At 65.9% G+C, this 23,971-nt stretch carries 20 protein-coding genes; 7 read left to right on the top strand and 13 right to left on the bottom strand.

The window, feature by feature from the left end; genetic code table 11:
• The 11 genes from G4D85_RS22385 to G4D85_RS22335 all read right to left on the bottom strand — a co-directional run.
• A partial coding sequence (locus G4D85_RS22385) for an IS701 family transposase (RefSeq protein WP_164015224.1) occupies positions 1-535 on the bottom strand: 535 nt, incomplete at its 3' end.
• A gap of 269 nt (positions 536-804) precedes the next feature.
• Complete coding sequence (locus G4D85_RS22380) at positions 805-1,968, bottom strand: response regulator (RefSeq protein ID WP_164015170.1); 1,164 nt, start codon at positions 1,966-1,968, stop codon at positions 805-807.
• Positions 1,968-4,577 (bottom strand): sensor histidine kinase, encoded by a 2,610-nt coding sequence (locus tag G4D85_RS22375; protein ID WP_164015168.1) that lies wholly within the window; start codon positions 4,575-4,577, stop codon positions 1,968-1,970. Before G4D85_RS22375 ends, G4D85_RS22380 begins: the two co-directional genes overlap by 1 nt.
• Before the next feature lie 62 nt (positions 4,578-4,639).
• Positions 4,640-6,175, bottom strand: coding sequence for a DNA cytosine methyltransferase (locus G4D85_RS22370; protein WP_164015166.1), 1,536 nt, complete (start codon positions 6,173-6,175; stop codon positions 4,640-4,642).
• Positions 6,176-6,229: 54 nt separating this feature from the next.
• A complete protein-coding gene (locus tag G4D85_RS22365; RefSeq protein WP_164015164.1) occupies positions 6,230-6,844 on the bottom strand; it encodes a very short patch repair endonuclease in 615 nt (204 codons plus the stop codon).
• A gap of 80 nt (positions 6,845-6,924) precedes the next feature.
• Entirely contained in the window at positions 6,925-7,971 is a 1,047-nt protein-coding gene (locus tag G4D85_RS22360) for a phosphatase domain-containing protein (protein ID WP_164015161.1), read from the bottom strand.
• Positions 7,968-9,005, bottom strand: coding sequence for a phosphate acyltransferase PlsX (gene plsX, locus G4D85_RS22355; RefSeq protein ID WP_164015159.1), 1,038 nt, complete (start codon positions 9,003-9,005; stop codon positions 7,968-7,970). Before plsX ends, G4D85_RS22360 begins: the two co-directional genes overlap by 4 nt.
• 10 nt (positions 9,006-9,015) lie before the next feature.
• Positions 9,016-10,299: an MFS transporter gene (locus tag G4D85_RS22350; protein ID WP_164015157.1), complete on the bottom strand. Its 1,284-nt coding sequence runs from the start codon at positions 10,297-10,299 to the stop codon at positions 9,016-9,018.
• Between the two features lie 96 nt (positions 10,300-10,395).
• Entirely contained in the window at positions 10,396-12,414 is a 2,019-nt protein-coding gene (gene gltC, locus G4D85_RS22345) for an adventurous gliding motility protein GltC (RefSeq protein ID WP_164015155.1), read from the bottom strand.
• A complete protein-coding gene (locus G4D85_RS22340) occupies positions 12,411-13,196 on the bottom strand; it encodes an outer membrane beta-barrel domain-containing protein (RefSeq protein WP_164015153.1) in 786 nt (261 codons plus the stop codon). Before G4D85_RS22340 ends, gltC begins: the two co-directional genes overlap by 4 nt.
• On the bottom strand, positions 13,193-14,014 hold the full coding sequence (locus tag G4D85_RS22335) for an outer membrane beta-barrel domain-containing protein (RefSeq protein ID WP_164015151.1): 822 nt from the start codon (positions 14,012-14,014) through the stop codon (positions 13,193-13,195). Before G4D85_RS22335 ends, G4D85_RS22340 begins: the two co-directional genes overlap by 4 nt.
• A 266-nt stretch (positions 14,015-14,280) precedes the next feature.
• Between G4D85_RS22335 and cglC the strand changes: the two genes are divergently transcribed.
• The 5 genes from cglC (at position 14,281) to ybaK (ending at position 18,594) form a co-directional block, all read left to right on the top strand.
• The gene (gene cglC / locus G4D85_RS22330; protein ID WP_164015149.1) at positions 14,281-14,805 is read left to right on the top strand and encodes an adventurous gliding motility lipoprotein CglC; all 525 of its coding nucleotides are present in this window, start codon (positions 14,281-14,283) and stop codon (positions 14,803-14,805) included.
• 84 nt (positions 14,806-14,889) lie between these two features.
• Positions 14,890-16,326, top strand: a complete 1,437-nt coding sequence (locus G4D85_RS22325; RefSeq protein ID WP_164015147.1) for a vWA domain-containing protein — start codon at positions 14,890-14,892, stop codon at positions 16,324-16,326.
• A gap of 150 nt (positions 16,327-16,476) precedes the next feature.
• A complete protein-coding gene (gene purE / locus G4D85_RS22320; RefSeq protein ID WP_164015144.1) occupies positions 16,477-16,974 on the top strand; it encodes a 5-(carboxyamino)imidazole ribonucleotide mutase in 498 nt (165 codons plus the stop codon).
• Positions 16,971-18,113, top strand: a complete 1,143-nt coding sequence (gene purK / locus G4D85_RS22315) for a 5-(carboxyamino)imidazole ribonucleotide synthase (RefSeq protein WP_164015142.1) — start codon at positions 16,971-16,973, stop codon at positions 18,111-18,113. The genes purE and purK overlap by 4 nt, the downstream gene beginning before the upstream one ends.
• Before the next feature lie 4 nt (positions 18,114-18,117).
• Positions 18,118-18,594 carry a Cys-tRNA(Pro) deacylase gene (ybaK, locus tag G4D85_RS22310; protein ID WP_164015140.1) on the top strand — a complete coding sequence of 159 codons (477 nt, stop codon included), beginning with the start codon at positions 18,118-18,120 and terminating at the stop codon, positions 18,592-18,594.
• A 19-nt stretch (positions 18,595-18,613) separates the two neighbouring features.
• On the opposite strand, the gene G4D85_RS22305 is transcribed toward ybaK, so the two are convergent.
• A complete protein-coding gene (locus tag G4D85_RS22305) occupies positions 18,614-19,642 on the bottom strand; it encodes a zinc-binding dehydrogenase (protein WP_240359432.1) in 1,029 nt (342 codons plus the stop codon).
• A gap of 75 nt (positions 19,643-19,717) precedes the next feature.
• Here G4D85_RS22305 and G4D85_RS22300 point away from each other — a divergent pair, with 75 nt between their 5' ends.
• A complete protein-coding gene (locus G4D85_RS22300; protein ID WP_164015136.1) occupies positions 19,718-20,965 on the top strand; it encodes a hypothetical protein in 1,248 nt (415 codons plus the stop codon).
• Between the two features lie 131 nt (positions 20,966-21,096).
• Complete coding sequence (locus G4D85_RS22295; protein WP_164015134.1) at positions 21,097-22,275, top strand: EAL domain-containing protein; 1,179 nt, start codon at positions 21,097-21,099, stop codon at positions 22,273-22,275.
• Between the two features lie 6 nt (positions 22,276-22,281).
• On the opposite strand, the gene G4D85_RS22290 is transcribed toward G4D85_RS22295, so the two are convergent.
• On the bottom strand, positions 22,282-23,943 hold the full coding sequence (locus G4D85_RS22290; RefSeq protein ID WP_164015132.1) for a hypothetical protein: 1,662 nt from the start codon (positions 23,941-23,943) through the stop codon (positions 22,282-22,284).
• Positions 23,944-23,971: the final 28 nt, after the last annotated feature.

Here is a 23,971-nt window from a genome sequence, read left to right as displayed (position 1 = left end):
TCTTGAAGGGGACCTCGGCGGGGATTCGGGCCTCGCGGCGGCGAGCCGCGTCGTTGGTCCAGCCCTCGGGCAGGTACAGCTCGAAGTCGAGGGGCAGGTGCTCGGTGCGGGTGGCGACACTGAGGCTAACGCCAATCTGGCAGTTAGTGATTTTGCCCGCCGAGCCGGTGTACTGCCGCTGCACGCCCACCGAGTGCTTGCCCTGCTTGAGGAAGCCCGTGTCGTCCACAATCCAGGCCTCCACCGGCTCGCGCTGAGTCATCGCCTCCAGCGCGTATTGCGCCGCCGCCCGCCGCACGTCCCGGTCGCTCCACTTCGAGTCCACGGCGAAGTGCAACAGCCGTTGGTGCATGGCATCCACCCGTCCGGGGTCCGGGCATGCGCGGGCGGCGATGGGCTCGACGCTCTTGCGCTCCCCGTCTCCCAGCAGGCCCATGGCATAGAGGGCGAACGAGCCACGCCGGCTCTCCTCGCCGAGCACGTCGCCGATTCTCTGGAAGTACCTCTCAAGCCGCTGCACGGCAGCGGCATTCATAATGGAGTCCATACCTACTTCATGAGTAGGACGCCGGGCGCACAACGCAATGGTAGCCAAGGGCGCGCAGCCCTCAGTCGCTCGCTCCCCCGCATACCCCTAACGCAGTAGTGCTATGCGGCTTCGACCTGTTGCCGCTTCGGGACTCTCACCCTACGGGTCCATGAGTTCCTCCAGGCATCACACAACTTCCCTGATACCGGGACCCATCGACCTAGCCATGTGCGCGCCCCGCATGCAGCAAGGCAGCCCTGGACATATCCCTACCGTCAAAGCTTCGACATCACATACGCGACATCAAGATCTGGCGTACCTAAACGGCCAATATATCTCAAATACCTGGACGCAATGGCCTCAGCAAACGGGCTCGCCAACGTAGCGATACACTCCATCCCCCTCAAGTCAGCCAGCGCAATCAGTTCAATACGCTGAAAATCAACCAGCAGATGAGGAAGCTTTCCGAGCCCCGGAATGTAGTGATGCCTTCCGGGCCCCCGATCATTCCTATTCCTCAGCAAGTCCTCGACTTTCGCCCGACAATCCTTATTAGCCTTATCCTTCTTCCACTTCTTCATCTCGTCTGCAGCATCAAGCATCCCGGCAATGGCACACTGCACCGACTGCACCGACTGCACCTTGGCGGGACGGGAAGGCCCCTCAATCATATCGCAGGTAGGCCAAAGCACGACAACATATTCACTCGACCCGTTCATAAGCCGCACACGCACGTCGCCCAGGCGCGGAGTCTTGCCGTCTACCGGTGGCATAATAAACATCTCAGCCGGGTGCACCTTGTCGGAAGCAACTGCACTTGCATGGTCCGCCCCAAAAACTCCTTGAATAACCGGGTCTAGACCATCTCTCGAAAGAGATGCGGCCAACCTTCTGAGCAACACTCGGAGAAACTCTGGCTTTCCTGCGATATGCTCAAGCGTCGACCACTGCTTTTCAACAAAATTCCACATATAGTCATGCAGCGTTCGATCCATATGGCTGACGATGGCCCGGAACATCTGCGGTATACGAAGAGAAAACAGCTCATCAACCTCACGCCGCAGATCAGCCACTGGCTTATCTGACAGTCGTATGAACGCCGAGCGGCACCCCTCCACTCGCCTGGGGTTGGCAGTATAAAGCACAACACTCACAAACCCGGACTTCCTGATGTCCTCAAGAACTTCCAGTCCCTCGGGCTTCCCGTTACCCATGGGATCCCCACGGAACACATCAAGGATAACCAGATCCACCTTCCGCTGCTGGATCTCCGCCCTGGCTTGAGCAAAGTCATCCACATCATGAATGTCGAGCAGTCTACCGTCGAATTGCTCCCCATCAAACTCCTCATGCACCTGCTCGCGCATGAGTTGATTATCTTCGATCAGCAACACCCGCCAAGGCTCCTTCTTCGCCAGTTCCACGTTCTGCGTAGTCATCAATTCTCTCCGACCCTTCTATTGATCGACACTTGGAATGCAGCTCCGTCCAACGGGCCATTCTCAAGCAACACCAACTCCCCGTCATATTCAGCTGCGAGTTCGCCAGCCAGGGTAAGCCCAAGTCCAATACCTTCGGGGCGTGCGGAAAAATAAGGCCCAAAAATATGGTCACGAATATCCTGCGGAACGCCAGGACCGCTATCCGCAACAATAACATTTAAACCGCGAGCTGTTCTTTCCACATCAACCTGAAGCTGGCGCTTTCCTTCAGGAACCTTCCCAAGCCAATAGAGAGCATTGTCCAGGAGATTGAAAAACAGCATCTGCATCTCGGATTCATCGACCGTAACTTTGGTCTCGCCTTTTGGCAAAGTAACCAATACGCCGAGCGCCTCAATTTTCTCAGACGCCAATCCAACAGTCTTACTGATGATCTCTTCCATCGTAGTCTCTCGGGGTCGTCCGCGCTTTCGGCCGCTGAACGGCTCAATCCTTCGAAAGAGATCAAAGAGCCGTTGACTTTGCTCCTCAATGACAGAAAACCGCCGTTCAACGAGCCCCCGCAACTCATCCCCACTCGCCTTGGAGATATCCCGGCGGCCAAACCTAGCTGCATTCGCGATCGCAGAAAGAGGCGTGCGCCCATCATGAAGCACTCCGTCCACCAAGCGCCCCAATGTCGCCAAACGCTGATACCGGGCGACAACTCGCTTTACCTCAGTTACCCCTTCGGTGAACTGTCGTGTCGTTTCTTCTAAAGTCTTGAGCAGCTCGGCATCCTTTGGATACCTAGCCTTGATATAGTCGCGCAGCGGCACAATTTCGAGTTTCCCGAATATGCCCTTGCTGTCGCGCTCTGCAGACCTGGGTGCGGGCTGACGCGCGATTGCGCGTTGCGTCTCCAGCTTCGAAATGACCTCTCGAACCGCAAGCTGAAAGTCACCGAACTCGGGTGTATCAATGATCCCCTGGCGACTGGACTGGTCGAGCAGAGACGGATTTCCATCTCGAGAAATAGAAACAACGCCGACAACTTGATTATTACTAACGCGGAGGGTGGGATTGTTGACTCGTCTCAGGTCCAGCCCCAGCCAATCGGTATCTGGCAGCAGGATCCTGAATCTATCTCGATATATACTGATGCCACTGGCAGCATCCAAGTCTCGTCGAATATCGCGAATCGAAGCCCCTAGAGCTTCAGCATCTTCGTCGAGATCTTCCTTTCCACGATCCCAAACTCTGAACTCGAATGAGAATGGGCCACACCTTGGAGCATTCCCGTCCAGCCTGATTACGGGTCGCTTGTCACCCTCCAGAATCTGCCGCAGATCTTCATCAGGCCCATAATACAGAGCATCGATAGTGCCATCACGCCCAACATCGCCCGTAAGCCAATAATGTGGCCGTCCCAATATTGCAGGAGGCCTGACCTCCCCCTGGTGCTGCGACAAATCTGGAGGAGTTATAATCTCAATTCGAAAGTCGTCTGGCTGACTGAGCGGCGAAACGAGTCGAGCCAATGCGGCATTCAACCGAACAAAGGCAGCGCCCTCATCTTTCTCCCAGTCGTCGTTCAGCTCGCGGAGAAGAAGCCTTGTACCCGACTTCGAGTTCGCAGGTGCGCTTCTCTCTTCCCAATCACACCGGATTTCATCCAAGAACCGGTCATCATTATCGAATGCGCCCCAATTGAAGTTCGCCTCGACCATCCGCCCGCTTTCGCGCGATACGGATGTAAGCTCCAATTTTCGTCCAATACGAGCAGAGGCAAAGCGCCCGATGCCTTTTTCACCTGTCACTCGGCGATTCAGACGACTCTTCTGGTTTACAACTTTATAAGTCGTAGCAGGCTCCATCCAGGAGTTCTGCAATGTATCCAGCGTCATTCCATTACCATCGTCTTCAACAATAATCTCGCCAACCCCAGGAGTCAGCGGCGCAACGAACGTAATCTTGACGCTTCGCGCATCTGCGTCGTACGCATTCTTTATCAACTCCTGAAGCGCGACCACCTCATTGGCAATCAACTCACGCCCAAGTGTTCGGATTATTCGGGCACGAGGGCGGAATGCCTGCGAACCTGAGCGAGCATCTGCGATTCCAACCAACTCGGACACCCGCTTGGCAAACGGACTATCTCCTTCCCAAGCAACCATGCCGTCAGCGAGCTCAGCCTCCATCTCTTTTCTAATCAGCTTATGAACCGACGAAGCCGCGCTCTTGGTGACGACGCCCCAAATCATATGCGGCACGCCATCTGCACCATGAGAGAACCTTGCCCAGAAGAAATCGCCCTCGGCAACATTCTCTAAACCAGGCCCATCGACGCAATCACCGACGAGGCGCCAATTCTTCTGCTGCCTCCGAATCGGGCGCTCTTCAAATTTGCCATCAGGGAAATGACGCGCGAAGACCGATATGCCGTCTTGAGCAAGATCCTTTTCTGAGAAGATCTTATCCATCACATCTGAATTGAAGTTGAGGCCGCGCTGCCGTGCCTGCTCTCGGCCCTGCTTTCTGACGGACGCAAACCACCCCAATTCAGAGGCCCGGAGCGCTCTGAGCACGACAAAAGTATCTTCACCGTCAGATTTGGTATCAGCCAAGACAGGCTCCGCAGTCCAAATGGTTGCCGACCGATTCCCCACTACCCCACGAACCCGTGGCACTAGCCCGAACTAACCTTCATGCTCGGCCGCCTAGCATTCGAATTCGAAGTAAACGACTTGGCTCTGTCAGAAGCAGACTGCCTGGATGCAACGCCTAAATCTTCCAGAAGGCGCTTCGAAAGGGCTGATGCCATAAGCGGAGGCACAGCATTGCCAATCTGCCCAAATGCCGAGTTCATCGCGCCACAGAACTCAAATCCATCGGGGAATGACTGCAACCGAGCAGCCTCTCGAACGGAGATCGTGCGAGCCTGATGATCATCATAATGAATGTGCGAATAGCTATCGTGCGACAAATGAGCCATAAGCGTTCTGGAGGGAAAGTCCCGCTCCAACTTCCGCCACTTGTTGGGAAACTTGTCTGGGCTATATGGCGGAACAGTCTGCTTAACGAGATCATGCCAGCGCGCGCTTCGCTCAACTATCGGTTGCCCCCGCTTTCGGAGAACCTCTAGCTTCTCCAGAAGTAATTGATGGGCAATTCGATGCGCTGCCGGGTAATCCGCACCCGGCTTCATTCGACCGAAAATCTCGTAGTCCCGAGGAAGAGCTCGGATAACATGGGCAGACACGCCAGTCCCCGCCTCGAATCCCTTCCAATTACGCATCAATTCCTGGAATGAATTGCCAGGAATTGAAGTATAAGGCAAAAGTGCTTTCAGGTCGCGCGCACTCCGCTTTTGCCGAAGTTTCTCGTCGCTTGATATTACGGGCAGATCTGAAAGAGCCTCCTCGCAAGTGACAGCCGGCGGAAGATCGGCCGATGGCTCCTTGAGGAGTTCTGCATGCCGCGGAGCAGACTCCGACCAGCGCAATGCATGGCTACGAGTTCCCCTGTATCCTATCGGCAATACAACATGGCGTTCAGGGCCGGGAAAACTCGGAACGCAGTCGACATCTTTGTGAATTCCAATCAGGTACCAACGTTCACGCGTTTGTGGCACCCCAAAACACGCTGCATTGAGCAGCGTGTATCGACACTCGTAGCCAATGGCCTCCAGGCTTTCGGCCACGAGCTGCCCGATATTCACCCCACCATAATTCAGAATATCCGGCACATTCTCCATCACGACAGCGATAGGCTTGAATGCCTCGACATAAGCAACATATGCAGCATAAAGTTGTCCACGCGCGTCTCGAAGATATGCATCAGGCTGCTGTGCGATCTCACGAAGTTTGGCGCGACCAACCCTTGCATACGCTTGGCATGGAGGCCCCCCAATGATTATATCAATTTCACTTGATTTCTCTCCCGTAACCTCTCTCAGACATTCTTCTGGCGAAAGTCTTGTTACATCTCGCGGCTTGCCGTGGGCTTGCTGCCTCTCTGGGCTCAGATGGCGATGGAAGTTGGCCGCATGCGTCTTTGCGCGGGCAGGGTCGCTTTCCAAGCCAGCCACTATTTCGCAACCAGATCGCTGGAAGCCCAAGGACATGCCTCCGCATCCGGCAAAGAGATCGAGAACTCTCGGAGTCCCTCCTCGGCGCAGCCGGCGTAGTTTTTCTTTGACTGTTTTCGACCAAGCGAGCGGCATATATTCGGCTTAAATCCTCAAAGCAGGTTACCAATATTTAAAATTCTACATCTTCTAACAACCAAGAGCGCGGGTCAATTTTTTTTGCTTGCGCGATTTCCTGCCCACAGAACCAACGTTGGCCGGGAGCTTCCATTTCGCGGTAATCCGGCGACTGTCGATTGAGTACCGCTTTTCTGGGTTGCGGAGGTCGACCATCACGCGCCGCTCTATATCAAGGCCCGCATCCACTACATCGACTCGTTCTACACGCCACTCGTCCGTACTTTCAGTTCCATTACCGGGCAGCACATTCTTGATATAAAACACCACATCATCCAGCGACTCAAAAACCTTATGCTCCCATACGCGAATAACTCTCCACCCCAAGGTCTCCAGCTGCAGTGTCTGCTGGCGGTCGCGACTTATGTTGGCCAAGAGCTTTTCTTCCCAGAACTCTTTTCGTGTTCTTGGACGCACGTAGTGCTTGGGACACCCATGCCAGAAGCAACCGTCGATAAAGATCGCTAGCTTCCTCGAAGGCAAAACTATATCAGGCCGACCAACCGGCGTACGCGCGTGCACCCGATATCGAATGCCTGCACGCCACAAAGCAGATCTGAGTCTGAGTTCAGGCGACGTATGCTTGCCCTTGATACGGGCCATTTGCTCAGACCGACTGAGCCCCATATAACCGCCTCTAGTGATTCCAGTCGGTGAAGTCAAAACATGAGCGCCACTGCCGAATTATGGCCATGCATCCCCGCGCCCTACTCCTCGGCCGGCTTGCCCCGGCGCTTGGAGGTGCGCGGCATGGCGTGGTGGATGAGCTTCACGTAGTCCACTGCCTGCACCGGAGGAGGAGGCGGCGGCGTGCCCAGCGCGGCGAGCCGCTTGCTGAACGCGGCCAGGATGTCCGGCATGGGCCGCATCGCCGCCAGCAGCTTGTTGGGCCCCTCCAGCGCCTGCGACAGCGCAATCGCCGCCTGCTGCAAGGGCAGCCCGCGCCGCAGCAGGTCCTGGAACGAGTTCGACAGGGTGATGATGTTGTGCCCCGCCGTCTGCACCATCTCCACGGCGATTTTCAGCACCTGCGGCGCCGTCAGGTGCCCGTCCGCCAGCAGCACCAGCGCCGCCTGGAAGTAGTTGAAGATGGGCACCACGCGCGGCCCGTACGCGGAGAACTGCGCGGGCGGCGTCAGCCGGTCCAGGTGGATGAAGATGCGCCGCACCGGGTCCGACACCGGAATCTTCTTCCACGCCTCGCGCACCCGCACCTGGTCGTCCGGGTACACCCCGCCCGCCTCCAGCACCTGCGACAGCACCCGCTCGTCCACGCGGCCGGCAATCAGGTCCGCGAACAGCGAGTAGATGAACGCGTCCGCCTCCGCGTCGTCGCCGAAGAGCACCTCCTCGGCCTCCACCGGCGCGTGCACCCGGCTCTCCAGAATCGCCGGCAGCTTGTAGCCCACCTGTCCGCGCAGGGCCCGGAAGCGGCCGCGCAGGAGGTTGCCTACGTTGTCCTTGAGGACGAACTCGTCCCACTTCACCCCGTCCAGCTTGAGCTTCTCCTCCAGCACCGCCCGCATCTGCTTCGGGCTGCCGGAGACGATGCACAGCCGCGAGTCGCCCTGCTCCGACAGCTCCCGGATGAGCGCGCTCGCCCCCGGCACGGCCACCTTCTCGTGGGCCTTCTGGAAGGCCGTACGCACCAGATCACGGAGCGAGTCGAACTCCGTCTGGAGGTACGTCTTGTCCAGGTCCCACCGGTAGATGCGCCGGGGAGGACGCGGGTCGATGCGGTCCGGCAGACTCACTTCTTCAGGCCTTCCCGGATGGCGGTGGTCAGGTTGTTCGCCACCACCTTCGCCGCCACCTTTCCCGCGTTGGCGATGGCCCGCGACTTCGAGCGCCCGTGCGCCTTGATGAAGATCTTATCGAACCCCAGAATCGGCGCACCGCCGTACTGGTTCCAATCGGTGATGTCCTTGATGCGCTGAATGCCACTGGACAACATGGCCAGACCCGCACGCCAGCGAAGGCTCTCCTTGTAGGCGTACTGGGCCAGCTCCACCACCGTGTCGTGGACGCCTTCCAGCATCTTCAGGCACACGTTGCCCACGAAGCCGTCCGTGACGATGACGTCCGCGGTGCCCTTCGGGATGTCGATGCCCTCCACGTTGCCGATGAAGTTGATGTCGTGCATCTCCGACAGGCGGGCGTGCGCCTCCACCACGCGCGGCGGGCCCTTCTGCGGCTCCACGCCGTTGGACAGGAGCGCCACCTTCGGCCGGTCATTCTTGGAGATGATGCGCGCGTAGGCCGAGCCCATGACGGCGAACGTCACCAGGTCCTCGGCGTTGGCCTCCACCGTGGCGCCCACGTCGAGGATGAGGGAGAACGGGTCCTCCTTGGCGCCGCGCACCGAGCGCGTCGGGTACACCGTGGCCAGCGCGGCGCGCCGCACCCCGGGGATGAGCTGGAAGTGCCGCGCGCACGCCAGCACGCCCGCGCCCGTGTTGCCCGCGGACACCAGCGCCTGCGCCTCGCCCTCGGCCACCAGCCGCGCGGCCACCGCCACGGAGGCGTTCGGCTTGCGCGCCAGCGCCTCGCCCGGCTTCTCGTCCATGCCGACGAAGTCCGAGGCGTGCTGCACGGAGATGCGCTCGCCGTTGTGCTTCACCTCGGCCAGCGCCTCGTCGATGAGGTCCCGGTCGCCGACCAGGAGCGTGTGGATGTGCGGGGACTCCAGCGACAGCATCGCCGCGCCCCGGACCACCTCCGCGGGGCCGTGGTCCGTCCCCATGACATCGAATGCAATCGTCACCGGCTGCGGCTGCGTCCCCACCATGGCCTCCATCTTAGGACCTTTGCTCGGCCCCCGTGCCTGCCATTCTCGCCTGGGCCACCAGGGACAACGCCAGCAGCGCCGCCAGGCCCACCATGATTGCCGCCGTCCCGTACGGCGCCCCCGGCCCCAAACGGGTGAAGAGCCACCCGCCCAGCGCCGGCCCCACAATCCGCCCCAGCGAGCCGAAGGCCTGGTACGCCCCCAGCACCGCTCCCAGCCGCTCCGGCGGCGCATGCAGGGATACCAGCGCCGTCAGACACGGGTTCACCAGCGCCGAGCCCACCGCCAGCAGCCCCATGACGGGGAACAGCCATGCATAGTCGGGCGCCACCGGCATCAGCGCCAGCCCCGCCGCCGTCAGCCCGAAGCCCACCGTGGCGAGCGGGGCCTCGCGCCCTGCCCTGCCCTCTGCCCCGCCCGTCAGGCGCCGCACCAGCCCGCCCTGCACCAGCGCGGACAGCACCCCCACCGTGGCGAAGAGCCAGCCCGCCCGGAGGCTCGCCTCGCGAAGCATCTCCGCGTCCGGCAGCGCCGCCTGGAGGAACAGCCCGCCTTCGCGCAGCGGCACCGGCCCCGACGAGAGGAACTTCGTCAGGATGTACACGGAGAAGGTGCCCTCCATCTGCGCGAAGGCGGTGGTGAACACCAGCATGAGCACGAGGCACCGCCCCACCACCGGCAGGTGCATGGCCAGCGTCGCCCCCTTCAGCGTGCGCGCGTGGCCGCCCGTGCTGCCCGGGTGCTTCGACTCCGGAAGGAAGAAGAAGGTGCAGGTGAGGTTGAGCGCCACCAGCCCCGCCGCGAACAGGCCGATGGCGAGGTTGCCGCCCCACGCCCCCAGGAAGCCCCCCAGCGCCGGCCCCAGCACGAAGCCCAGGCCGAAGGCCGCGCCGATGACGCCCATGCCCCGCGCCCTCTCCTGCGGCGGGGTGATGTCCGCCACCACCGCCTGCGCGGTGGCGATGTTCCCCCCGGACACCCCGTCGATGACGCGCGCCAGGAACAGCAGCGGCAGCGACTGGGCGAAGGCGAACAGCAGGTAGCCCACCAGCGAGCCCACCTGGCTGAGCAGCAGCACCGGCCGGCGGCCGTACCTGTCACTGAGCCGGCCCAGCACGGGGGCCGCCACCAACTGCATCAACGAATAGACGGAGATGAGCAGCCCCACCGTGAAAGGCGAGGCGCCGAACTTCACTCCGTACACGCCCAGCTGCGGAATCAGGATGCCGAACCCGATGAGGTCCAGCGTGACGATTCCGAAGACGACGCGCAGTGACGCCGCCCGCCTCACCACCAGGAGCCCCTTCCTCGAAAAAGAAAACCGCCGGAAGCGCGGAACATAGCGCTCCCGGCGGTGGTCAGGTGGGAGAAGTACCCGTTGTGACGGGTGCTACAGGGCCTCGGCGGACTGCATGTTCCGGTTGGCCGTGTCCCGCTCGATGCAGCCCTTGGTCAGCGTGTACTGGTACGTGCCCAGCTCGTCGCGCCAGTACTCGCCCTCGTACGGCCAGTAGAGCTGGTCGTCCGACACCGCCACCGAGTACTTGTACTTCTTGACGATGGCCGTGCGGCCGCCCGCCTTGAGCTGCTCCTCGAGGAACTCCTTCTCCTTCGTCGTCGTCTCGAACTTGATGCGCAGGCCGTTGGCCAGCAGCTGCTTGAGCGCCACCAGCTCCGTCTCCAGCTTGCCCTTGGCCATGATGCCCGCCTTGGAGATGAGGCCGGTGCGCTGCACCTTGAGCCCCTCCAGCAGCGTCTTGCTCAAGTCCGAGTACTTGAAGGTGTCCGCGCGGTTGGCGAAGGCGTCCATCTCCCCTTCCAGCTCGAGGATGGAGTCGTTCGTCTTGCGCAGGTCCTGGTCCGTCAGCGCCAGCCGGAGGATGCGCTCCAGGATGACGTCCGTCTCGTTCTTCTCCAGGCCCTCCTTGTTCTTCTTCTGCACCTCGGCGAGCACCGAGTAGTACTCCCCGGCGTCCGTGTTCTTCTTCACCAGCGACTCGAGCTGGTCATGCACCGGCAGGTACGTGCGCTCGAAGTCCTGGAGGATGAGGGTGGACTCCCGGTAGCGGCAGTTCTCGTAATAGATGACCGCCTTCAGGATGAGCGCCTCGGGGAAGTACTCCTCGCGGAAGAAGGGCGACGACAGCGTAATCAGGTTGCCGAGCGCCTGCTCGTATTGGCCCACACGGTAGTTGGCCCAGCTGGCCTCGAAGAGGGACTCCAGCCACTGCGTATTACCCCGCTCCACCTTGCCCAGGTAGAAGAGGGCGAAGCGGTTCTGCTGCATGCCGTAGTGCGTACGGGCCAGCTGCATGAAGGCCAGCTCGCGCAGGGCCTTGTCCATCTTCACCTGCTCGGCGGACTTGCCGGGCATGGGGCGAGTGAGGCGGATGACCTCCTTCATCGCTTCCACGGAGGCCAGCATCTCCCCGTTGCCGCGCTTGGACGCCGCGTCCTTCTGACGGCTGCCGTTGCGGAAGGAGGACAGGCCCTCCAGGTACTTGGCGCGCGGGAAGAAGGGGTCATTGCGCGGAATGGACAGCGCCAGGCGCTTCACTTCCTCGAAGCTCTTGTCCGCGTCCGCCGGCTGGCCCACCTGGTCCAGCGCGCGGCCGCGCACGAAGTGGTAGCGCGCCAGCAGGTAGCGGAACTCGTTCCGGTACTTCTCCGGGAACTCCTGGTTCGCGTGCCGGGCAATCTCGTCGAGGATGACCGTCTCGTTCTTCGTCTTGCGGCTGATGAAGAACAGCCACTCCAGGCTCGTCTTGAAGAACTTGGTGGACGGGCCCAGGGAGAGCAGCTTGGAGAACTCACCCAGGGACGAGTGGTACATGCCCATGCGGTAGAGCGACTTGGCCAGGACGTAGCGCGCCTCGGTGTGCAGGCCCGCCAGCTTCGCGTCCGCCAGCAGCTCGTGCGCCGCCATGGCGGCCTTCTCGTACTCGTCGTTCTTGAAGAGGCTGACGGCCACGTCCAGGCGCTGGCGGTCCGCCGTCTTGCCGGACACGTCCACCGCGTCGAAGGACATGGTGGGCGCCGTCTGCTTGGGCGCCTCCTGCGTCAGGTCCAGCCCCAGGCCCCCGGCCGGCGGAGAGGCCGGGGTGGGCGCGGGAGCCGGGGCGGGCGTCGAGGGAGCGGCGGGAGCGGCCACGGCGGGCGCCGTCTCGACGGCCGGGCTCTCGCTGGCGGCGGCCTCGGGCGGGGCCTCTTCCACCGGGGCGGCCGGCGTCGCCTTGCCGCGCGTCTTGCGGGAGGTCTGCTTCTTCTTCTTGCTGGTGGAGCCCTTCTTCTTCTTCTTCGACTGGGCGCCGAGGTCCAGGCCCTCGAAGCTCTGGGCGTAGCTGGGGGCCGTCCAGGCGAGCGCGAGCCCGAGGACGGCGACACGGATGAGCCGGAAGGAGCGGATCATGACTCGGAGCCGTTCAGGAAGAAGAAGGAAACGCCCAGCTCGAAGAGGAGCTGGTTGCGCAGGTAGGTCTCGCCGGGGACGTCGCTCTTCTCCACGTAGATGAGGTCCCGCACCTCGGTGCGCAGCGTCACCCAGCGGTTGAGGAAGAAGCGCGCGCCCACGCCCAGGTTGCCGCCGGGGGTCATGTAGCTCTTCGGGACCTGGGCCTCGGTGGTGGGGTCCAGGCCCGGCCCGCGGTACTGCACCACGGAGGCGCCCGCGACGCCGTACAGGTCGAAGCTGACGAACTTCTCCGCCAGCAGCGACAGCTTGCCGTAGATGGGCGCCCACTGGACGTCCGCGCCGCCCAGCAGCTTGAGCTGGCCGGGGGCCTGCCCGTCGAGCTGGTTCAGGGTCGGCTTGCCGCAGCCTCGCGTGGCGTCCGCGCCCTCCCCGTCGAAGGTGCACAGCTGCGCCGCGCCGGCCACCGAGTTGATGGCGTAGCCCAGGCGCAGGCTGACGCCCACCGTCTCCAGCGGATGGTAGGTGAGCGTGCCGCCCAGGATGTACTTGCTGAAGAAGGCGTCGCGCAGCGACAGCGAGACGGACGGGCTGAACTCGAAGCGCCCCTTCTTGAGGAAGAGGTGCCCGGAGACGGGGCGCACGCGCTCGCGCAGCGGCCCCATCCGGTCCTTGTCCACCTCGGAGACGTCGCCGGCCTCCTCCTCCTCGGAGGACTGGGCGTGGCCCAGCACGGGCGCGACGAGGCACAGGGCCAGCAGCAGACGGAGGGTCAGCTTCATTCCGAGTCCCTCCCCGTCGAGCTGAACGGCAGGAACAGCGAGATGCCGGCGTTGAGGGTCATCATGTTCTGGATGGCGCCCTTGCTGCTGCCCAGGGGCTGATCCACATAGGCGGTGTTGATGAGGGCCACGTTCACGGCCAGGTAGTCCTTGGCCACGAAGCGCATGCCCAGGCCCAGGTCGGCGGCGGGGTTGAGGCCGCGGTCGGGCAGCGAGGACGTCTCCGTCCGCACCACGCCCGCTCCGGCCAGCAGGTAGCCGTCGAAGTGGAGGATGGAGTTGAGGAACGCCACCTTGCCGTACAGCGGGCTCCACTCGATGTCGCCCATGGCGGACCACTCAGGCACCGAGTTGTAGATCTTGCTGTTGAAGGTGCGCTTGGCCGTCCGCACGTCGTCGGACGGCACGACCTGCATCAGCGACGCGCGGCCGGCGATGGCGAGCGTGTCCGCCAGGTACCAGGCGCCGCGCAGCGACGCGCCGACCTTGGAGTAGAACGGATCATTCACGGAGATGCTGACCAGGGGCGTCAGCTCGAAGCGACCCTTCTTCCGGTAGACCTTGCGCTGGACGCTCTTCACCCGGTCTTCCTGGGTGATGTCCGTCAGCGGTGGGAGGGACTCCGGTTCCGGCGTGTCCTCCGCGGTGGTGGAGGCCACGGGCGTGGCTTCCTCCGCCGACGGGGGCGCAGGGGATTCCTCGGAGGACGGCGGGGCCGGGGACTCTTCCGTCAGGTCGAGTCCCATGCCTTCCTGGCTCTGAGCGAGCGCCAGGGTGGGCGCCAGACACAGGGCGAGCAGCAACGTGGGGCGTTTCAAATCCGGAGGCTCCGTGAGGGAGGGGGGCGTAACTGCCACCGGGGGTACAGCGCGACTCTCGGTTTCGACATCCTATCGGTCACATTCCCAACCATCAACCATGCCGCGCACGCCTGGTTACCCTGTATCCCTCCGGTATTCCTTCACAATTCCACTGCCCCACCCCGTGGTACAGGTGCGTTGGCGTTCATGGGTGCTGTGCTACCCTTTTGAGTGCTCCGCGGGTCCAGAGGTCCCGCGCCCCTCCCCCCCTTTGTAGAGGTGTCATGAAGATGTCCGTCCGAGCCGCCCTCCTGATGTCCGCCGCGATGCTGCTGGGGGGCTGCGAAGTCAGCAGTCAGATCGGCAAGCCGTGCACCCTGGTGCGCAAGGCGACCCCGGAGGAGCTGGAGCAGTTCGGTGAAAAGACCCGGCCCATCCTCGAGAAGGAAATCGCTCCGCGACAGGACTTCATCTCCTTCGGCGCGGTGGAGTGCGAGGACCTCGTCTGCGTGCGTGACGCGGACTTCCCCCGGGCGACGAACGAGGACGGCACGGTGAATGGGAACGCCAACGCCATGGGCTATTGCAGCAAGGAGTGCGTGGAAGGCTCCAACGCGTGCGAGGTGAAGGACACCAGCGACGTGCTGGAGGGCCTGCCGGAGCGCATGGCGTGCCGCGCGCTGCTGCTGGACCAGGACACGCTGGAGGCCCTGCGCGCCGCTGACGAGGCCTTCTACCGGCGGACGTTTGGCGAGAACAACTCGCCTTTCTTCTGCTCGGGCACCCCCCTGGCTGCGGCCGGCAACTGACATTTTCCGGCGCGGGGGGTAGACCTTTTCCCGCGTCTCGTTCGTAAAGGCAGGGCCCGCGTCGTTAGCGCCAGGAGCCCTGCCATGAACCGAACGGTCCTCTTCCTCAGCCTCGCCGGTGGCCTCGCCCTCACCGCGCTGGTGCTGGGGCTGCCTCAGCTGGGGTCGGTGCAGCCGCCCAAGCCCGTGACTCCCGTGGTGGTGGTGACGCCGCCTCCGGAGCCTCCCCCCGTCGCGCCCGTGCTGTCGACGCCCGGCTCGCTCACCCTGACGAGCCGGCTGTCGCACCCGTACATCCCCGCGGGCACCTCCGAGGTGTTCGCCACGATGGACCTGACGGGCGCCGAGGTGCCGGGGGCGAAGCGCAGCGCTGTGAATCTGGCGCTGGTCATCGACCGCTCGGGCTCCATGAGCGGCTACAAGCTGGCCCAGGCGAAGCAGGCCGCGCGGCACCTGGTGGGGCTGCTGCGGGACGAGGACCGGCTGGCCATCGTCCACTACGGCTCGGACGTGAAGAGCCTGCCGTCGCTGCCCGCCACGCCCGGCAACCGCGAGCGGATGCTCCAGTACGTGGACGGCATCTGGGACGAGGGCGGCACCAACATCGGCGCGGGCCTGTCCGCCGGCCGCTTCCAGCTGTCCACGGCGCAGGGGCAGTTCGGGGTCAACCGCCTCATCCTCATGAGCGACGGTCAGCCCACCGAGGGAATCACGGACGACGAGGGGCTGACGCGGCAGGCCCAGGAGCTGCGCGCCGCCGGCGTCACGCTGAGCGCCATCGGCGTGGGCACGGACTTCAACGAGGACCTGATGCAGGCGTTCGCCGAGTACGGCGCGGGCGCGTACGGCTTCCTCGAGGACGCGGGCCAGCTGGCCACCCTCTTCCAGAAGGATTTGCAGCAGGCCTCCACCTCCGTGGCGCGTGACGTGACGCTGACCTTCACGCTGCCCCCGGGCACGTCGCTGGGTGAGGTGATGGGCTACCGCGCCAGCCAGTCCGGCAACGTGGTCAGCGTGTCGCTGCCGGACTTCTCCGCGGGCCAGCTGGAGCGCGTGGTGGTGCGGCTGAACGTGACGGACGGCACGGTGGGCCGCACGGTGCGGGTGATGGACCTGAAGCTGGCGTACACGGACCTCATCCGGAGCGTGGGCGTGCAGAACGCCGCCACCCTGTCCGCGGTGGTGACGGACCGGCACGAGGAAGTGGTGGCCCGGCAGGACAAGGAGGCCACGGTGTACGCGGCCCGGGCGCGCAGCGCGGCCAACGTCCAGAAGGCCGCCGAGGCCCTGCGCAGCGGCCGCAAGGAGGAGGCGAAGGGCTACATCCAGCAGAACCAGGCCCTCTTCCACGAGGCCAGCGCGGTGTCCGGCGCCGCGGCGGTGGCCGCCGACGTGGCCGAGCAGCAGGCCACCCTCGACGAGTACGACAGCGCCGACAACGAGGAGGAGACGCGCTCGGCCGTCAAGAAGAGCAAGGTCAAGGCCCTGAGGGGCTTCGGCAAGGTGGGCTCCACCTACTGAAGCGCCGCGCCTGGTGGGGCGCCGAGCGGGCCGGGCGGGCGTCCATTGGACGCCCGCCTCACCTTCCGTGTTGACCAGCGGAATCCCCCGGCCCTATCTCCGCGTTTCTCCTGCCTTCGGCCGGAGAGCGCACGGAGGCGCGCACACCACATGGCGAGCACGGGCATCCCCTGGGTTGGGGTCATCATGGGCGGCAGGAGCGATTTGGAGTTCCTGCAGCCCGGGGTGGACATCCTCAAGGAGCTGGCAATCCCGCATGAGGTGCGCGTGGTGTCCGCCCACCGCACCCCTGACTGGATGATGGAGTACGCGTCCACCGCGGAGTCGCGCGGCCTGTCCGTCATCATCGCCGCCGCGGGAGGGGCCGCCCACCTGCCTGGCATGGTGTCCAGCAAGACGCTGCTGCCCGTCATCGGCGTGCCCATGCCCACCACGCTGCTCAACGGGCTGGACGCGCTGCTGTCCATCGTCCAGATGCCCCGGGGCGTGCCCGTGGGCACGCAGGCCATCGGCAAGCCCGGCGCCGCCAACGCGGCCCTGCACGCCGCGTCCATCCTGTGCCTGAAGTACCCCGAGCTGCGCGAGCGACTCGCGGCCTGGCGCAAGGCGCGCACCGACGAGGTGCTCGCGCACCGGGAGATTTCATGAAGTCGCGCGTGGTGCTCCCCGGCGGGACGATTGGCATCCTCGGCGGGGGCCAGCTCGGGCGGATGATGGCGCTGGCGGCACGCACGCTCGGCTTCCAGGTGCAGGCGTTGGACCCGGACCCCACCTGCCCTGCCCTCTCGGTGGTGGACCGCTGCATCACCGCGCAATTCTCGGACACGGCCGCCGCGGAGGAGCTGGCGCGCGGCTGCGACACGGTGACGCTCGAAATCGAGAAGGTCTCCCTGTCCACGCTGGAGGCAGTCGCCCGCCACGCCCCCATGCGTCCGGGCGCGGACGTGCTGCGCGTGGTGCAGCACCGCGGCCGGCAGAAGAGCTGGCTCGCGAAGGGCGGCTTCCCCCTGGGCCCCTGGCGCGAGGCCCACTCGGCCGAGGAGCTGGCGCAGGCGATTCACGCGCTGGGCGGCCGCTGCTTCGTGAAGTCCAGCGAGGGCGGCTATGACGGTCGCGGTCAGGTGGAGGTGAAGACCGCCAGCGAGGCCCCTTCGGCGTGGAAGGAGCTGGGCGAGACCTCCGTGGTGGTGGAGGCCGCGCTGGACTTGAAGTCGGAGCTGTCCGTGCTGGTGGCGCGCAGCCCGAAGGGCGAGACGGCGGTGTACCCGCCCGCGTACAACCACCACGAGGAGCGCATCCTCGCGTGGTCCCTGCTGCCGGGCCCGCTGCCTCCGCAGGTGGCCGCCCAGGCCACGGAGCTGGCGCGGGCGATTACCGAGTCGCTCCAGGTGGAGGGGCTGCTGGTGGTGGAGATGTTCCTGCTGGGCGACGGCAGCCTGCTCGTCAACGAGGTGGCGCCGCGCCCGCACAACAGCTTCCACTCCACCGAGGTGGCGTGCCTCACGTCGCAGTTCGAGCAGGCGGTGCGCGCGGCGTGCAACCTGCCCCTGGGCTCGGTGGAGGTGGTGCGCCCGGCGGCCATCGTCAACCTGCTGGGTGACTTGTGGCTGAAGGAGGGCGGCCCGCGCTTCGAGCAGGTGCTGGCCATGCCCGGCGTCCGGCTGCACCTGTATGGCAAGCGGGACGCGCGCAAGGGCCGGAAGATGGGGCACCTGTCCGCGGTGGGCACCACGCCCGAGGACGCGCTCGCGCGGGTGAAGGCCGCCGCCACCGCCCTGGGGGTGTGAGGCCGTGAAGACGAATGCCGCCCGGCTGCTGGACTCGCTCGGGGTGAAGTACGAGCTGTGCGACTACGCGGTGGACCCGGACGACCTGTCCGCGGAGACGGTGGCCGCGAAGGTGGGCATGCCCGCCGAGCAGGTCTTCAAGACGCTGGTGGCGCGAGGGGACCGCACGGGCGTGCTGATGGCGGTGGTGCCCGGCAACGCGGAGCTGGACCTCAAGGCGCTCGCGCGACTCAGCGGCGACCGCAAGGTGGACACCGTGCCGCTCAAGGAGCTGCAGCCGCTCACCGGCTACGTGCGCGGCGGCTGCACGGCCATTGGCGGCAAGAAGGACTACCCCGTCTTCGTCGACGAGACGATGGAGCTGTTCGACGCGGTGGCGGTGTCCGCCGGCGTGCGCGGAACGCAGCTCGTCCTCGCGCCCGCGGACTACCTGCGAGTGACGAAGGCGAAGACGGGGCCCATCTCCCGCGACAAGGCCTGAGCACGGGGCGCGACGCCCACTATGCGGCGGCGCCCTGGCCCGGCACGAAGAGCACCTTGCCGGACGTCATGTCCGTGGAGGCGATGCGCACCGCGTCGCCCGCGGACTCCAGTGGCAGGCGCGCGCGCACCTGCGTCTCGAGCTCGCGGCCCACCAGCGCGGGCACGGCCATCCCCGCCTTGAGCTTCGCCCTCCCGGAGCCCTCGCCCCTCCAGCGCTCCAGCCAGAAGCCCTCCACCTTCTTGCCGCCGAAGATGAGCTCGCGCGGGTGGAGGCGGCACTCCTGCTCGGACAGCAGGCCGTGGACGATGACGGTGCCGCCGTCGGGCATGGCGTGCAGCAGCTGCCCGGTGAGCCTCCCGCCCACCGCGTCGAAGGCGAGCGACACCTTCAGCTCGTGGCACGTCAGGCGCAGCCGCTCCTCGAACTCGGGCTCGTGGCTGCTCAGCACGTGCTCGGCGCCGAGCTTGCGCAGCAGCTCCTCCTGCTCCGGCCGCGCCACCACATGCACCATGGGCACGCCCTCGCGCTTCGCCAGCGCCAGCAGCATCCGTCCCAGGGCGCTCGCGGCGGCCGTCTGCACCAGCGCCACGTGTCCGCCATCGAGCGCCCGCTCCATCAGCGCCCACGCGGTGAACGGGTTGACGAAGAGGCTCGCGCCCTGCTCGTCGGTGATGTGGGAGCGCAGGGGCATGCACCGCGGCAGCTCCACCACCGCGTACTCCGCCCACAGCCCGTCGCCTTCGGACGGGGCGAAGCACGCCACGCGCCGGCCCACCAGCAGCCGCCCGGTGACGCCGCCCGAGGCCACCACCGTGCCGCTGCCCTCGAAGCCCGGCACCGTGGGCAGGGGCTTCTTCACGCCGTACAGGCCCCGGACGAACAGCAAGTCGGACGGGTTGATGGGGGACGCGGCCACGCGCACCAGCACCTGGCTCGGCGACGGCCGGGGCACGGGGCGCGACTCCACCTGGAGCGACGCCGGCCGCCCGTCGTAGGCGGTGAGGACCAGCGCTCGCATCGTCTCGGGAACGGGAGGGGCTCTCATCCGGAAGACCTTTTTATTCGCCCGCGCGTGAAAGGGGGAGTTCCTGCCCGGTCCAAGTCCGTGGGGTGTCTGTCGATGAGCGCCGCCATTTTGCAACTCCACCACCGTGAAGCCTTCGAGCACACCGTCACGCGCGCCCTCGCCGCGGGCGCCGGGGCGGGACTGATTCACCTGGCCTCCCTTCGCGTGGGACTGCCGCTGCCGCTGGCGTGGCTGGTGCCCGCCGCCGTGGTGCTGGCGTGCGCGCAGGGAGACCGCTGGGACCGCATCCTCCTGGGGGGCCTGGGCGTGCTGCTCACCGCGCTGCCGTATGCGCTGGGCATGGCGCCTGGGTGGACGGTGGCATGCAGCGCGGCGGCGGCGGGGGCGCTGCTGGTGCGCGCGCGGCTGAGTGAGCGGGGCGAGAAGGGACAGGTGGCCGAGGTCCGGCCCACGCTCGTCCACTTCGGGCTAGGGGCCGTGCTGAGCGCGGGCCTCACGCTGGCGGGCATCGAGGTGTCGCGAGTCTTCTCCGCGCGCCTCGCGGACCTGGCCACGCCGGCCCTGCTGGGGGCGGGGGTGACGGGAGGAATCCTCGGACTCTTCGTGGGGCTGAGCGCGGTGGCCGCCCACCTCGGGCTGTCCGCGGACCCGGTGGAGGCCCGGGCCGAGGAGCTGCTGCCCCGGCTGGCGGGCGACTTCCGCACGCTGTCCGAGCGCGCCCTGTCGCTCTACCGGCAATGTGGCCAGTCGCTCGCCCTGCTGCCGCGCGAGTCCGCCCGGGAGGAGCTTGCTCGCACGCTGGCGCGAATCACGCGGGACGCGGTGGAGCTGGCCTCGGAGTGGGCGGGGGTGGAAGCGCAACTGGAGGAGCGCGCCCAGGCGGAGCTGCAGGCCGAGCGCGAGGACCTGGAGCGCAGCGCCCGCGCCAGCACGGACGCGGTGGCGCGGCGGCAGCTCGAGCTGGCCGCGGCGTCGCTGGCCGAGGAGGTGGAGCACCTGGGCGAGCTGAAGGGACGGCGCGAGCGCATCCTCGCCCGGCTGCGTGCCGAGGTGGCCCTGCTGGAGCGGGCGCGCGTGGCCCTGCTGTCGCTGCGCAGCGGCCAGGCCCAGCTCAAGGCCGCGGAGCTGTCCGCCCTGGCCCGCCGCTTCCGCGCCCTGTCCTCCGTTCAGTGGGAGGAAGGGCAGTCGCTGGACGCCGTTGCCACCCAGGCGGCGCTGTCCGTGACGCCGCCGGTCCAGGTGACTCCCACCGTGGCGGAGGCTGTCGCGCCCGTCGAGCCGCTCGCGCCCATCGAGGGGACGCCCTCCTCCGAGGCGCCTTCGCGGGTTCGCGAGTCCTGAACGGCCCGCTCTCTCGCCAGGGTGAAATGTAGCCAAAGAGGCGACCTTTTGCCTGGTCGCCATGGGACTGTTCCGCAGTTCACAGGGGGGTGCCCTGAAGACGGGGGCGACTTCGGCTACAATTTCCCCACATGAGACTCCCCCTCTCCTCCGCGCCGGCCCCCGCCTGGCTGTGGAACGGCGACGAGCCCAGCGTCACCTCGGTCTTCCAGCCCATCGTGGACCTGCTGCATGGCGAGGTCATCGGCCACGAGGTGCTGTCGCGCGGCCCCGGAGAGCGGAGGGAGCCACAGGTGCTCTTCACGCAGGCGCGCGAGGAGGGCTACACGTGGGAGCTGGAGCGCGCGTGCTGGACGTCGGCGCTGCGCTGCATCTCCACGCTGTCCGACGAGCAGCGGCGCGCGCCCTTCTTCTTCAACGTCAGCCCGGACGTGCTGAGCGATCCGCGCTTCGGTGACGGCTCCACGGTGGCGCTGCTGGCCCGGTACGGCCTCAAGCCCGGCCACCTCGTGCTGGAGATCACCGAGAAGGCGGCCTTCGAGGACATCGAGCTCATCCAGCGGCTGACGCGCCAGTGCGCGGCGGAGGGCTTCGGGATTGCGCTCGACGACTTCGGCGCGGGGCACTCCGGGCTGGTGACGCTGGTGCACAGCGCGCCCCAGTTCATCAAGCTGGACCAGGCGCTGGTGCGGAACATCCACCGGTACAGCTACCAGCAGCACCTGGTGAAGTCGCTGGTGGCCTTCGCCGCCAGCGTGGACGCGGTGCTCATCGCCGAGGGCGTGGAGACCTGGGATGAGCTGGCGGTGCTGCTGCGGCTGGGCATCCGCCACGTGCAGGGCTACCTCATCGCCCGCCCCGCTCCGGCGCCCGTCCGCCCCAACGGCGAGTTCGAGGCGCAGCGCCATTCAGCCATGCGCGCCCTCGACTTCCGCGAGCACGAGGACGACGAGACGGTGGGCAGCATGGTCATCCGCCGCCTCTGTATGGACGCCGCCACGCCCACCGGGGACGTGCAGGGACTCTTCGCGAACGCGAGCCAGCTGGACCATGTCGTCCTGCTGGAGGGGGACCGCCCGAAGGCGCTGGTGACGCGGCAGCGCGCGCCCGCGCGCGACGAGCGCCCGCTGGTGGTGGAGGACCGCATGGCGATTACCACGCTGGCACGCGTGGCCATGAAGCGCGGGGCGGACACCGTCTACGACCCGGTGGTGGTGGTGGACGAGCAGGGCAGCTTCCTGGGGACGGTGACGATGAAGCAGCTCATCCACCGCTCCACGGAGCTGCTGGAGCGCCGCACGTCGCGGTGACGAGCGTCACTCCCACGCGAGGTGCAGCCGCCCGTCCTCGAAGAGGAGGCCGGCGGCCTCCAGCCCCGTGGAGCCGTTCTCCACGGCGGGCAGCACGTTCTTCGGCGGCGCGAGCAGCGTGTCCCTTCCCTTCGTGAAGGACTGCTCCCGCACCAGCGCCATGTAGGCCCGGCCCAGCGCCAGCGCCCGCTCGCGTGACGGCGTCACCAGCCAGGCCAGATCGCGGTCTCCGCCCTTCCCTGCCCTGCGCACGGCCGCCTCATCCAGCGTGCCGTGCGAGAAGAAGCGCGAGAGCAGCTCGTCATTCGCGCGGAACTCGTCGCCACCCTTCACGCGCTCGAAGTACGTCAGCACCTCGGGCTTCGCGTGGCCCGCCTGCGGCACGTCGGGAAGGCCGCGCAGGTCCTGGTGCCGCCAGCCTTCCTTCCCCGGCACCTTGCGCGGGAAGCCGAAGGTCTGGTCCACCGTCACGCCCAGGTTGGTGTGACAGCCCATGCAGAACGCGTGCTCCTCCATCGTCTGGACACGCAGCCGCCCGCGCGCGTCCTCGATGAAGCCCTGCAGGCGCCAGCCGAACTCATTCACCAGCCCCAGCTCGGGCGTGCCGGGAAAGACGGGCAGGCGTCCTTGGAGCTTCTTCTCCTTCTCCTCGGCGTAGAAGCTCCTCACGCGCAGGTCCTCGTGCTCCTCGTCCTTGCGCGAGTAGCGGACCTCCTTCATGCGCGAGGACAGCAGCGTGGGGGCGTCCGGGTCCACGTAGCGCACCGTGTGGAGGAACTCCGTGCCCACCGGATAGAAGTGCTGGCGCACCGCCACCTTCGCCGCGCCGCCCACGTAGCGCGCCGGCAGCCCGCGCACCTCCTCCACCCCGGCCTCCAGCACTCCGTCCCCGTCCAGGTCCACGCCGCCCGCGCGCTCGTCCACCGGCTCCACCTGGCGGTGCGCCTCGCGCACGTCCGTCAGCGCCGGGTCCACCGTCATCGCCGCTTCGAGGATGGCGAGGTTGAAGCGGTACACCTCACGCGAGGGCTGCCCATCCGCATCCCGCTGGAAGGTCGCCGGCAGCCGGATGAAGACGTCGTCGGTGCTGCCGTTGGTGGGCCAGAAGGTGCCCAGGAAGGGCTTGTAGCGCACCGCCCGCCAGCCGCTGCCATCGAGGGCGAAGCCGTCCGCATCGAAGCCCCGGGCCAGGTCCAGGTCCGGCACCCAGCCCTTGAAGCCACCAGGACGCCCCAGCAGCGCGGACCGCAGCGGCGTGTAGTTGTCCTGGCGGATGTACTCCAACACTTCATCGTCGGAGATGTCCGCCAGGGCGGCGGAGCGCTCCGTGAAGAGGTTCGACCACTGGTTCGTCTGCCCCACGTCGCTGAAGGCGTACTCGGCCTGCAGGGCAGCGTCGTCCATGACGTTGTTGCCGACGCCGCCCGTGTGGCACGTCCAGCACGGGTTGGAGACCCCCTCCGTCTTCGTGTAGCACATGGACGGAATGGGGGCCTCGCGGTTGGCCACGCGGCTGCCGCTCGCCAGCGCCTGTGCGAGCGGGTCGAAGGGAGGCTCCGACGGCGAATGGTGGCGACTCCTCCACACGCCGATGGCCGAGAACACCAGTCCCAGCGCGAGGACTCCTACGGCGACTCCTCGCGCGCCTCCCTTCGACACCGCGGACATCCGTTGCAACCTCCGTGACCGCACTGCG

This window comes from Pyxidicoccus trucidator (assembly GCF_010894435.1).
Lineage (GTDB): Bacteria > Myxococcota > Myxococcia > Myxococcales > Myxococcaceae > Myxococcus > Myxococcus trucidator.
Note: the sequence above shows the minus strand (reverse complement) of the source record. Positions and strands in the feature narration are given on the sequence as shown.

Excerpts from the sequence above, each read along its gene's own strand:
- G4D85_RS22340 (WP_164015153.1), bottom strand. The coding sequence starts at position 13,196 with ATGAAGCTGACCCTCCGTCTGCTGCTGGCCCTGTGCCTCGTCGCGCCC.
- G4D85_RS22305 (WP_240359432.1), bottom strand. The coding sequence starts at position 19,642 with ATGAGAGCCCCTCCCGTTCCCGAGACGATGCGAGCGCTGGTCCTCACC.
- G4D85_RS22365 (WP_164015164.1), bottom strand. The coding sequence starts at position 6,844 with ATGGGGCTCAGTCGGTCTGAGCAAATGGCCCGTATCAAGGGCAAGCAT.
- G4D85_RS22370 (WP_164015166.1), bottom strand. The coding sequence starts at position 6,175 with ATGCCGCTCGCTTGGTCGAAAACAGTCAAAGAAAAACTACGCCGGCTG.
- G4D85_RS22300 (WP_164015136.1), top strand. The coding sequence starts at position 19,718 with ATGAGCGCCGCCATTTTGCAACTCCACCACCGTGAAGCCTTCGAGCAC.
- purE (WP_164015144.1), top strand. The coding sequence starts at position 16,477 with ATGGCGAGCACGGGCATCCCCTGGGTTGGGGTCATCATGGGCGGCAGG.
- gltC (WP_164015155.1), bottom strand. The coding sequence starts at position 12,414 with ATGATCCGCTCCTTCCGGCTCATCCGTGTCGCCGTCCTCGGGCTCGCG.
- cglC (WP_164015149.1), top strand. The coding sequence starts at position 14,281 with ATGAAGATGTCCGTCCGAGCCGCCCTCCTGATGTCCGCCGCGATGCTG.
- plsX (WP_164015159.1), bottom strand. The coding sequence starts at position 9,005 with ATGGTGGGGACGCAGCCGCAGCCGGTGACGATTGCATTCGATGTCATG.
- G4D85_RS22290 (WP_164015132.1), bottom strand. The coding sequence starts at position 23,943 with ATGTCCGCGGTGTCGAAGGGAGGCGCGCGAGGAGTCGCCGTAGGAGTC.
- G4D85_RS22325 (WP_164015147.1), top strand. The coding sequence starts at position 14,890 with ATGAACCGAACGGTCCTCTTCCTCAGCCTCGCCGGTGGCCTCGCCCTC.
- G4D85_RS22295 (WP_164015134.1), top strand. The coding sequence starts at position 21,097 with ATGAGACTCCCCCTCTCCTCCGCGCCGGCCCCCGCCTGGCTGTGGAAC.
- G4D85_RS22380 (WP_164015170.1), bottom strand. The coding sequence starts at position 1,968 with ATGACTACGCAGAACGTGGAACTGGCGAAGAAGGAGCCTTGGCGGGTG.
- purK (WP_164015142.1), top strand. The coding sequence starts at position 16,971 with ATGAAGTCGCGCGTGGTGCTCCCCGGCGGGACGATTGGCATCCTCGGC.